Source organism: Faecalicoccus sp. LCP19S3_E2 (assembly GCF_052121255.1).
In the GTDB taxonomy this organism is placed as follows: domain Bacteria; phylum Bacillota_I; class Bacilli_A; order Erysipelotrichales; family Erysipelotrichaceae; genus Faecalicoccus.
This window is the reverse complement of record NZ_JBQKEP010000016.1, coordinates 26,407-37,438: the sequence shown is the minus strand read 5'-3', so window position 1 is coordinate 37,438 and position 11,032 is coordinate 26,407. Positions and strand designations below refer to the sequence as shown.

Here is an 11,032-nt window from a genome sequence, read left to right as displayed (position 1 = left end):
CCCTTTGTGACAAAAGACATATGTTCTTTTGAGCTGCCAATTGATGTGTTTACACTCTATCAAAACTAAAAAACATCATTTTTAATTCTCTACATCAACTTTTTAGTTGAATTTAGCGAATTTGATTATAAAAAGAAGATATTACCAAAAAATGACCGGATGAGATTTTTTTATTTTCTTTTTGTGAGTGCCCATCTGATATCCCTAAAAAGTTTGTAAACCTCTTGTATCGGCATACAGATCCATAGAGGTTCGAATCATCTTTCGAGTCGCTATGCTTGACTGACAAATATAAGTCCTTATCTTCTCCAGAATGTTTCTACTCTTCTATGGTTAAATCGCCATTCATATTCTGCATAATATAAGGGAAGCATTCTTTTTCCTATACTATGGAATACATGCAATAACTGGTGATTGAAACTCGAAGCGATTTTGTTCAGAAAATACAGTCGATGTTCCTCTTGATCATAGTCGATCTTTTCATTCTGGACCTGCATTTTTGCTTTTAAGATATTGTAGATGGATTTACCATCCGTATTCAGTTTCCTGTCTTGGGACATGACAACATACTGATCAAAAAAATCTTCAATATTCTCTCCGGAGTCAACCGTCCTTTCCCTCAGTTTCACAAAAAGAGGGTACTGGTTCTCCTGTTCCGTAGAGAGCACAATTAAAAAAGGCTGTTTATCGGTTCCCCGTCCACGTTTTCCATTATGCGAGGGAGCACCGGTGTAGGCAACATCCGATTCATAAAAACTCGAATCCAGAGATTTCTTGGAATTCGAATTTCTCACAAGGATTCAAGCTTTTGATTGTAGCAGATAGGCAGTTTTATAGTTCACTTTCAATTCTTCGAAAAGTTGTAAACTGGACATTCCTTTTTTGTGGTGAAGATGAGGAACAAATCATACAGAAGAATATTTAAAGGCAGCTTATTGTCCTGAAAGATCGTATTGGACAGGAGTCTTTCATCATGTTTGCAATGTGAACAGTGGGAACATTTTTAACCTGCGGCCCAAAGGGCTGTTATATTTATTGTGTTGATGAAAAGTTAAAAGAGTATTTGGAAATGCGATTGTCAGGGTCAGGGGAATAGGTAGTTATTAGAGCACTGTATAAATCGGCTTTATTTATAATTCTACGAAAACAAGAGAAAAGCTATCTTTGAGTGTTTAAATAAGCAAAATAATTTAGCTTATTTTTCACTTTATTAGCTTAAATAAACATATATTTAGTTTATTTATTGAAATAAGCTAAATACATTGATGGTAGGGGATATTCTTTGACATATAAAGGATATTTTCTATGATTAATAAAATACTCTTAAACAGTCTAAAACTGATAGAACTCGAATTCATTCAAAACCTCATTTATAAATTGACAAGCGATAGAGTAATTTGGATACAATAAATTCAGGAAAAATTAAATGTAATGTATCTCGTTGTTCTTGTTGAGGATCTTTTCATTTTGTAGAAAATGGATTAAAAAAACACAGGAAAAAAGTCTCTTTGTAGAGATTGTGGAAAAATCTTCAGAGATACAATAAATATCGTTTTTCTCTTACAAGGAGCCACTACCACATATGGCTAACCTTTATTGCCTGTGAACTTCATCAGATGAAACTGGAATAAGAGGCTGTGGCTGTAGGCAAGAGCAAAATGATCTGTTTTCATATCCGTCATAAGCTTTATGCAGCGATTGGAGTTCATATTCGGAATACTCTTTTAAAAGAAATCGTCAAGATTGACAGTGCATTTACCAGTATCAATCTAAAAGGTATGAAATCTAAGGATATGTCCCGAAAAAAGTAAAATTCGAGGCAAATCAAAGACAGATATGAACTATCAATGAGTTCGGTTACCTTTATCCACTATGATTTTAGAACATTTATAGATGTTCAATAACTCTAAGGCCAATATCATATTTTAGAATTCTCTTTTATTTTGAAATTTAATATTAAAGTGAGCATATTTCTGTTGATAAAAATGTTGACAGCCTTTGCACTTAATGACATAATGACATAAAGATGACGTGTCATGTAAGGAGGAAAATATGCAAAAAACAATTAAAGGAAGCGAACAACTTGGTAAAAAGATCAAGAAAAGAAGAGAAGAATTAAATTTAACAATTGAAGAAGCTGCTTCTCGTGCAAACGTAGGGACAAAAACATGGTATCGATATGAATCTGGAGAATCAATCCGCCAAGATAAATGTAGAGGGATTTGTAAAGCTTTGAATTGGCGGATACTCCCAGAACAGGATGAAACAGATAGTAAAATGTTAATTCAAGAATATAAAGATCACTCAAATTGGTCCACTTATCTGGAAGAACAATTTGGAGATTATGCTTCTTTATCTTTTGCGGTGGGAAGTGATATTTTATATGATTATATAAGAGAAGATATGGAAGCTCTTTCATCTTTGCCGGTGGGAGCGCATATAGGTCAGTTAGATGTATCATGGATGAAAGATAGTCTTCCTCCGCAATTTTTAATGCATTATGATTATGAGTTTCTTTATCATATGTTTTGTACATTACAATGTATCATTCAAAATGCTAAGAGTGGAGCTCCTATTATTGCGCACAGTGTAATGGAAGAGTTGATCATCTATCTTTGTAATGAAGAAGGAATCGTTTTTATAGAGATGGATGGGGAAGTCGATGACGAAGAGTTTCAAAGAGATGATCTTGAAGAATGGGTGTTTGATTTGTTTGATGATATAGATATTATTACTTTTCTATATTCTAATATTTTTTTAGACAAGGACCATGCATATCATTTCTCACATTGGCATGATTTACAGTTTTATGTAAAAAACCAAAACGATGATTACGAATAATTTGAAAAATCAGGAGATAATAATATATGTTTGAAAAAATGAAATGGGAAGATGTTTACAGTCTTTGGAAGCAAAACAGTTATCAATTTCCAGAGATCTTGACAGATCCCTCATTTGCAGAAACAATTTTTGTTCAATATAACAGGGAAGGATGTATTTATGGATATGATTGGTTGACTGTAAAAGAAGCTGAGGCAAGAAAAAAACTAATTATGAAGAATCCGATTGAATTTCTTTACTTGACAAAACCAAGTAATAAAGGAACGATTCAAACGGCGCAAATGTTAATGGAGGCTAAGAATCAAGAAGAAAAAGTGGCAATTTGGATAGCAGCTACTGCAAATGAGTTATTGGAGTGCTCCTTTGAAAGTAGAATTGGAAAATATGCAAAAATTCTAGAAATGACAGCAAGAGGTTTTCTTAGAGACAGGTATCAAATATGGCATCACGCAATGAGAAAACTGGTTCCTGAAATAATGATACCTTACAATATTTTAGATAATTTTATATGTAAAGATTTTGATGTAGCCATGGAGCTTATTCAACTAAATACATTGTTAATACAGAATAATTATAAAATATTGCTTTATTCATCATTAAAAGAGGGAGAAAGTATTGGATATAGTTATCGATTAGACTCCAGGTGATTTTTCCAATTTACAAAAGATTTAAAAAGTACTTTGTATGAGACACAGGTGGATAAAAGGCAGTTATTAGAGTTCTATATAAATTGGCTTTTTTTGTAACTCTACTAAAATAAGAGAAAAAGCTATCTTCGAGTGTTTAGATAAACAAAATGATTTAGTTTATTTTACTTTTAGTTAGTTTAAATTAGTAAGGTTTTAGCTTTTATTTGACACGAATATAAATATATTTAGCTTATTTATCGAAGGAGGATCTTATGAATATACGTACCGCATCCATACAGGATATTGAAGAAATCAGTGCCATTGAAAATGAGTGTTTTCCACCAGAACAGGCATGTACAAGAGAACAGTTTAAACAAAGACTGACCTATTATCCTGAGCATTTTTGGCTATTAGAAAAAGATGGAGAAATCATCAGCTTTGTTGATGGATTCTGCACGGATGAAGAAACGCTAACGGATGAAATGTATGAAAAGGCAGAACTGCATAATGAATCAGGAAAGATACAGATGATCTTTGGTGTCAACACATTACCGGCTTATCGTAAAAAAAGGATATGCTTCCTTATTGATTCGATATATAATAGAACAGTCGCAAAAACAAGGACGTAAAGCCATCATATTGACATGTAAAGAAGAAAAAATTCCATTTTATGAACACTTGGGATTTGAAAATCAAGGTTTATCTTCTTCCGTACATGGTGATGTGCAGTGGTATCAAATGATAAGGAGACTTTAAAAGATGAAGGTAGAACAAATATTACAAAAATCCAGAGAAAATATGAATGATCTATGTAAGTCATGTCCGGTTTGTAATGGAAGAGCTTGCCGCAATACGATACCGGGGCCCGGTGCAAAAGGTAGCGGTACGGTCGCCATTCGAAATTATGATGCCTGGAAAAATATTCATCTTGTGATGGATACGATTTGTGAAAATACACCGGTATCAACGCAGACGAATCTATTTGGCCATACATTCCGCCTGCCAGTGTTTGCAGGACCGGTAGGTGCTGTAAGTATGCATTACGGAGATGCTTATGTGGATCAAACCTACAACAAAGTGCTGGTCAAAGCTTGTAAAGATGCCGGAATCATGGCTTTTACCGGCGATGGAATGGATGATCAGATCATGATCGGAGCAACCCAAAACATCAAGGAAAATGATGGAATCGGTGTTCCTACCATTAAGCCATGGGCTAAAGAAATGGTGGTTGAAAAATTAAAGCTTGCTAAAGAAGCCGGTGCTTTGGCCATCGCCATGGATATTGATGCAGCCGGTTTACCATTCTTAAAAGGATTTGTACCGCCGGCCGGAAGAAAAAATGTAGAAGAATTAAAAGAAATCGTGCAGGAAATTGATGTACCTTTTATTGCGAAAGGAATCCTGAGTGTGAAAGGTGCCTTAAAGGCTAAAGAAGCAGGCGCTTCTTGCATCGTTGTCAGCAATCACGGCGGTCGTGTTTTAGATGATACGCCAGCTACTGCCGATGTGCTGGAAGAAATCGTGCAAGCCGTAGGTAAAGATATGACCATTCTGGTTGATGGAGGAATTCGCAGCGGGCAAGATATTTTTAAGGCATTGGCACTAGGTGCAGATGGTGTTTTGGTTGCCAGACCTTTTGTGAATATGATTTATGGTGCACAAGAGGAAGGCGTCAAGTCACTTGTTGACCAACTGGAACAAGAACTGATAGATACGATGGAAATGTGCGGCGCATCTACAATTCAGGAAATCACACGCGATATGATACGATAAAAAAAGAAACTATAACGTTTGAAATAAAGAATCAATCGTTATAGTTTTTTTTGCATATTTGAGGAAGAGAGCAAATTTTACTGAATATAAACAGGTGTCTTTCCCCAAAGATATCGATATCTCTTCATAGAACATATGAATTCGTATATGCTATAATGAGGGACACAAAAGGAGACATGATATGTCGATTCAATTGCCTGAAAACTATATTCAACAGATGAAAGAGCTTCTTAAAGATGATTTTGAAGCTTATATGCAAAGCTTTGAACAAGAACGCTATTATGGATTGCGTATTAATACAAACAAGATCAGTGTAGAAGATTTTTTGAAAATATCTCCTTTTCCATTAGAGCCGATTCCATGGACAGATAATGGATTTTATTATCAAGGGGATAAAAAGCCTGCCAAGCATCCGTATTATTATGCCGGTTTATACTATCTTCAAGAACCTTCTGCTATGTTACCGGCACAGGTTTTGCCGATAGAAGAAGGTGAATATGTGTTAGATACTTGTGCTGCACCAGGAGGAAAAAGCACTGAATTGGCTGCGAAGTTACAGAATACCGGTTTACTATTATCCAATGATATCAGTACATCGCGATGTCAGGGATTGATCAAAAACCTTGAGTTGTCGGGTTCATATAATACATGGGTATGCAGTGAAGACCTTATTGATCTTTCCAAGCGGTTTGCAGAAACATTTGATAAGATTTTGGTGGATGCGCCATGCAGTGGAGAAGGAATGTTTAGAAAAGAACCACACTTAATCAGCAGTTGGCAAGAAAGAGATGATACGTATTATCCCCCTATTCAAAAAGAAATTCTTTCCTGTGCAATAGATATGTTGAAACCAGGAGGGATGATTGTTTATTCGACATGCACCTTTTCGACAAAGGAAAATGAAGAAGTGATTCAGGATGCATTACATAGACATTCCGATCTACATCTGGTTCCTATCCCTAAACAACCGGGGTTTTCAAGTGGGATTGGCATGGAAGAATGTGTGCGACTCTTTCCTCATAAGATAAAAGGGGAAGGTCACTTTGTGGCTTTGTTACAAAAAGAGGGGAATGCTTCTAAAAAGGTTGTCAAAAAGGAGAATTCTTCTTTACCGGGAGCCTTTAAAGAATTTTTAAAGATATGTTCCTTTGATTTCTCTAAGGGGTGTTTTTCAATCAAGAACGATAAGATCATCTGGAGCCCTCAACAGCTTCCTGAACAGAGAAGATGGCGTTTATTACGTTCTGGCTTAATTTGTGGGGAAATCAAAAAGAATCACTTCGAGCCAAGTCAGGCTTTTGCCCTTGCTCTTAAAAAGAGTCAATTTAAAAATACAGTGGATTTATCTGTGGATGATCCCAGAGTAATCAAATATCTAAAAGGAGAAACGATTGATATCAAAGATCGGGATACAACATCAAAAGGTTGGATCTTAGTTTGTGTGGATGGGTTTCCACTGGGTTTTGGAAAGATTGATAAAGGAATCATAAAAAATAAATATTCGAAAGGATGGCGATGGCAGTGAGGCTGGATAAATTTCTTTCCCATATGGGATATGGAACTCGAAATGAAGTTAAAAATATCATCAAAAACGGATGGGTGACGATTGATGGCGAAACGATCAAGAAAGCAGATTTCCAAGTTAAGGAAGATCAAACAGTTTATGTTGATGATGTACCTGTTTCTTATGTTCGTTATGAGTATTATATCTTAAATAAACCAGCCGGATATGTCAGTGCAACAGAAGACAACTTATATCCTACGGTTATGGAATTAATTCCAAGCATTCGAAATGATCTCTATCCTGTTGGTCGTCTTGACCTGGATACGGAAGGGTTACTGTTAGTTTGTAACGATGGACAACTCACTCATGAACTTTTGTCTCCCAAAAAACACGTTTTAAAAAAGTATTATGTAGAGTTTGAAGGAAGCTTACCGGAAAATGCCATTGATATTTTTGCTCAACCGATGGATTTAGATGACTTTGTCACAAAGCCTGCCCAGTTGGAGGTTTTAGATCAAGATAAAGCGTATCTTACAATCAGTGAAGGGAAGTTTCATCAAGTAAAGCGAATGTTTCAAAAGGTAGGGTGTGAAGTAACGTATTTACAAAGAGTATGTTTTGGACCGTTGGAACTCAAAGACTTAGAAATTGGTCGGGCTAGAGCACTTACACCTGAGGAGATAGAATTATTAAAAACGCACAATGATTAAAAGTTGATAAGTTTTACGTTGATAGAATAGATGTTGTTTTGTGAATTTCAAGGCACCTTTAGGATTCATTCTTGTTTGTAGCAGTATTTATTGATTAATAATGGGCGAAAGAATTTATAAATTGGCTTGCAAAATAAGCTTATTGACAATTATTCTGTAACAATGTATGAATATGATAAAGGATATTTTAATTGGAAAAGATAAATAAAAATATCAAATCAAACATGTTAGAACAAAAGTTTCAGAATAAGCTCACTGAAGAATTGAGAAAATTAGAAGAGGGATTTTGTGAGGTGCGAATAATGTGTATACATAAAATTATAGGGGGACTCGCACTAGAGAAAAGTGATAAATAGTGAGTTTTAGTGTTTGATTTTGAATTCTTTTTAAAAAGTGAAAAGATATAAGCTGAAGAGCGGGAAATAGTGTTAGATTTTTTATTTTTTTTGCAGTCGCACTCTACATGAGTGCGTGGATTGAAATGTCTAACTTTCCGGAGAGTACCAAAGCCACCGACGGTCGCACTCTACATGAGTGCGTGGATTGAAATCCCACAAGAAAAGGCCACTCAACTGACATCACCGGTCGCACTCTACATGAGTGCGTGGATTGAAATTGAACCTGTATCCTTAACAGTGATTGTTTTCAGACCGTCGCACTCTACATGAGTGCGTGGATTGAAATATTGTATCATGGTTATTATCCAATGGTTTTGAAGTCGCACTCTACATGAGTGCGTGGATTGAAATAATATCATCTAATGCTTTTTCACAAACCCAATCTTGTCGCACTCTACATGAGTGCGTGGATTGAAATAAAACAATTTACGTTTACAACAAACAGGATACAGTCGCACTCTACATGAGTGCGTGGATTGAAATCATAATATTTATTATCAACATCAAATACATTACTGTCGCACTCTACATGAGTGCGTGGATTGAAATTTTACAATATAATACACTATTTAGAATATAATTGCAGTCGCACTCTACATGAGTGCGTGGATTGAAATCAAAAGAGTTATTATACACCTTATACACATATAGGTCGCACTCTACATGAGTGCGTGGATTGAAATAGAACCTAATTCTCAAACAGATTCCGAGGGAACGGAGTCGCACTCTACATGAGTGCGTGGATTGAAATAAATTGGTGGTTATATTGCTTAGGTTTGCTCAAAGTCGCACTCTACATGAGTGCGTGGATTGAAATGTCCTTGTGGTGTAGCACTTGTTAGATTTGTGGCGTCGCACTCTACATGAGTGCGTGGATTGAAATATATTGAAACATATTCAAAGCTATCTGTAATAAGTCGCACTCTACATGAGTGCGTGGATTGAAATATTAAAGGATGATATTTTAGCTGTTGCTCCGTCTTGTCGCACTCTACATGAGTGCGTGGATTGAAATTTTTAAAGCCTAGCGTATCATCATTTGATTATATAGTCGCACTCTACATGAGTGCGTGGATTGAAATCCCACAAGAAAAGGCCATTCAACTGACATCACCGTCGCACTCTACATGAGTGCGTGGATTGAAATGTGATTTTGATTGTGATAATGTTGAATTGGTGGCTGTCGCACTCTACATGAGTGCGTGGATTGAAATTCTATGTTTTAATATTTTGAGCAAACCTAAGCAAGTCGCACTCTACATGAGTGCGTGGATTGAAATGCATATAAACTTAAGGGCATGGCATAACCCATTGTCGCACTCTACATGAGTGCGTGGATTGAAATTGTTGTTGCTGGGTTTATAATGTCAATCAAACTAGGTCGCACTCTACATGAGTGCGTGGATTGAAATCCCACAAGAAAAGGCCACTCAACTGACATCACCGTCGTCGCACTCTACATGAGTGCGTGGATTGAAATTCTAAAACTTTCTGGGTAGCTTGCTGTCGCAATCCAGTCGCACTCTACATGAGTGCGTGGATTGAAATTACCCACTTAATGTGATTGGAAGCACTACGACTGTCGCACTCTACATGAGTGCGTGGATTGAAATTGTTACAGCCTATGCTAGAAAGTACACAATATCAAGTCGCACTCTACATGAGTGCGTGGATTGAAATATATGTTGTATAAGTCGGTAGTTTTGTTTTTAACAGTCGCACTCTACATGAGTGCGTGGATTGAAATATAGTTACTTTGTAGTCTTTCTACGTTTGTCAGGTCGCACTCTACATGAGTGCGTGGATTGAAATCTAAAAAAGAAAAAGCCGTTCGATTGTTTTTGAATAGTCGCACTCTACATGAGTGCGTGGATTGAAATATTGATCAGCTCCCAATCCACGTTAGTTAAAACCGTCGCACTCTACATGAGTGCGTGGATTGAAATCCATTTGTGCGTAATCCGTAGGACTTTTTGCATAGTCGCACTCTACATGAGTGCGTGGATTGAAATGAAAGATTATTACAGTGATTGACGATTCTGGAAAGTCGCACTCTACATGAGTGCGTGGATTGAAATTGTGTTCCACGTTGGGTTATCTTGGTCTTGAAATGTCGCACTCTACATGAGTGCGTGGATTGAAATAGTTAAACCACAGTCGGTAGTATTAAAGGCAAATCGTCGCACTCTACATGAGTGCGTGGATTGAAATCTACTTTGCCTAGTACAGAGAACGGAACGATTGGTCGCACTCTACATGAGTGCGTGGATTGAAATACAAATGACAATAAAAAACAGTGATGATGGAGCAGTCGCACTCTACATGAGTGCGTGGATTGAAATCTAAAAAAGAAAAAGCCGTTCGATTGTTTTTGAATAGTCGCACTCTACATGAGTGCGTGGATTGAAATATTGATCAGCTCCCAATCCACGTTAGTTAAAACCGTCGCACTCTACATGAGTGCGTGGATTGAAATCCATTTGTGCGTAATCCGTAGGACTTTTTGCATAGTCGCACTCTACATGAGTGCGTGGATTGAAATGAAAGATTATTACAGTGATTGACGATTCTGGAAAGTCGCACTCTACATGAGTGCGTGGATTGAAATTGTGTTCCACGTTGGGTTATCTTGGTCTTGAAATGTCGCACTCTACATGAGTGCGTGGATTGAAATAGTTAAACCACAGTCGGTAGTATTAAAGGCAAATCGTCGCACTCTACATGAGTGCGTGGATTGAAATCTACTTTGCCTAGTACAGAGAACGGAACGATTGGTCGCACTCTACATGAGTGCGTGGATTGAAATACAAATGACAATAAAAAACAGTGATGATGGAGCAGTCGCACTCTACATGAGTGCGTGGATTGAAATGTGTCATAGGCAAACTCTCCACTGTTATAATCTCCGGTCGCACTCTACATGAGTGCGTGGATTGAAATGAGAGTATTCTACCACTACAAAAGACCCGTACACGGTCGCACTCTACATGAGTGCGTGGATTGAAATTGTCCTAAGAAATAGCCATACCCATTGCCACAAGTCGCACTCTACATGAGTGCGTGGATTGAAATGTAGTTTGCTAGAAATTCAATGGCGCAAGTATAAGGTCGCACTCTACATGAGTGCGTGGATTGAAATCCCACAAGAAAAGGCCAGCCAAGTCACATCACTGCGTC

Annotated in this window: 9 protein-coding genes and 1 CRISPR repeat array (1 of these 10 cut by a window edge); of the genes, 8 read left to right on the top strand and 1 reads right to left on the bottom strand. The window is 37.0% G+C overall.

The features are described 5' to 3' along the window. Positions 1-299: 299 nt before the first annotated feature. Positions 300-794: a transposase gene (locus ACTQX6_RS11265; protein ID WP_272003945.1), complete on the bottom strand. Its 495-nt coding sequence runs from the start codon at positions 792-794 to the stop codon at positions 300-302. A gap of 843 nt (positions 795-1,637) precedes the next feature. Between ACTQX6_RS11265 and ACTQX6_RS11260 the strand changes: the two genes are divergently transcribed. The 8 genes from ACTQX6_RS11260 to ACTQX6_RS11225 all read left to right on the top strand — a co-directional run bounded on the left by ACTQX6_RS11260 (position 1,638) and on the right by ACTQX6_RS11225 (position 7,457). Then, positions 1,638-1,811, top strand: coding sequence for a hypothetical protein (locus ACTQX6_RS11260; protein ID WP_181965644.1), 174 nt, complete (start codon positions 1,638-1,640; stop codon positions 1,809-1,811). 241 nt (positions 1,812-2,052) lie between these two features. Continuing rightward, a complete protein-coding gene (locus ACTQX6_RS11255; RefSeq protein WP_117446828.1) occupies positions 2,053-2,841 on the top strand; it encodes a helix-turn-helix domain-containing protein in 789 nt (262 codons plus the stop codon). Positions 2,842-2,867: 26 nt separating this feature from the next. Further along, positions 2,868-3,488, top strand: a complete 621-nt coding sequence (locus tag ACTQX6_RS11250; protein WP_272003943.1) for a hypothetical protein — start codon at positions 2,868-2,870, stop codon at positions 3,486-3,488. A 254-nt stretch (positions 3,489-3,742) separates the two neighbouring features. Continuing rightward, positions 3,743-4,099, top strand: coding sequence for a GNAT family N-acetyltransferase (locus tag ACTQX6_RS11245; protein WP_272003941.1), 357 nt, complete (start codon positions 3,743-3,745; stop codon positions 4,097-4,099). Then, positions 4,008-4,226, top strand: coding sequence for a GNAT family N-acetyltransferase (locus ACTQX6_RS11240; RefSeq protein WP_272003939.1), 219 nt, complete (start codon positions 4,008-4,010; stop codon positions 4,224-4,226). Before ACTQX6_RS11245 ends, ACTQX6_RS11240 begins: the two co-directional genes overlap by 92 nt. Before the next feature lie 3 nt (positions 4,227-4,229). Beyond that, complete coding sequence (locus ACTQX6_RS11235) at positions 4,230-5,243, top strand: alpha-hydroxy-acid oxidizing protein (RefSeq protein ID WP_272003937.1); 1,014 nt, start codon at positions 4,230-4,232, stop codon at positions 5,241-5,243. A 181-nt stretch (positions 5,244-5,424) separates the two neighbouring features. Next, entirely contained in the window at positions 5,425-6,768 is a 1,344-nt protein-coding gene (locus tag ACTQX6_RS11230) for an RsmF rRNA methyltransferase first C-terminal domain-containing protein (RefSeq protein ID WP_294688665.1), read from the top strand. Further along, positions 6,759-7,457: a pseudouridine synthase gene (locus ACTQX6_RS11225; protein WP_272003224.1), complete on the top strand. Its 699-nt coding sequence runs from the start codon at positions 6,759-6,761 to the stop codon at positions 7,455-7,457. The genes ACTQX6_RS11230 and ACTQX6_RS11225 overlap by 10 nt, the downstream gene beginning before the upstream one ends. Positions 7,458-7,908: 451 nt before the next feature. After that, positions 7,909-11,032: a CRISPR direct-repeat array (repeat unit 32 nt; unit sequence GTCGCACTCTACATGAGTGCGTGGATTGAAAT); it runs 756 nt beyond the window's last position.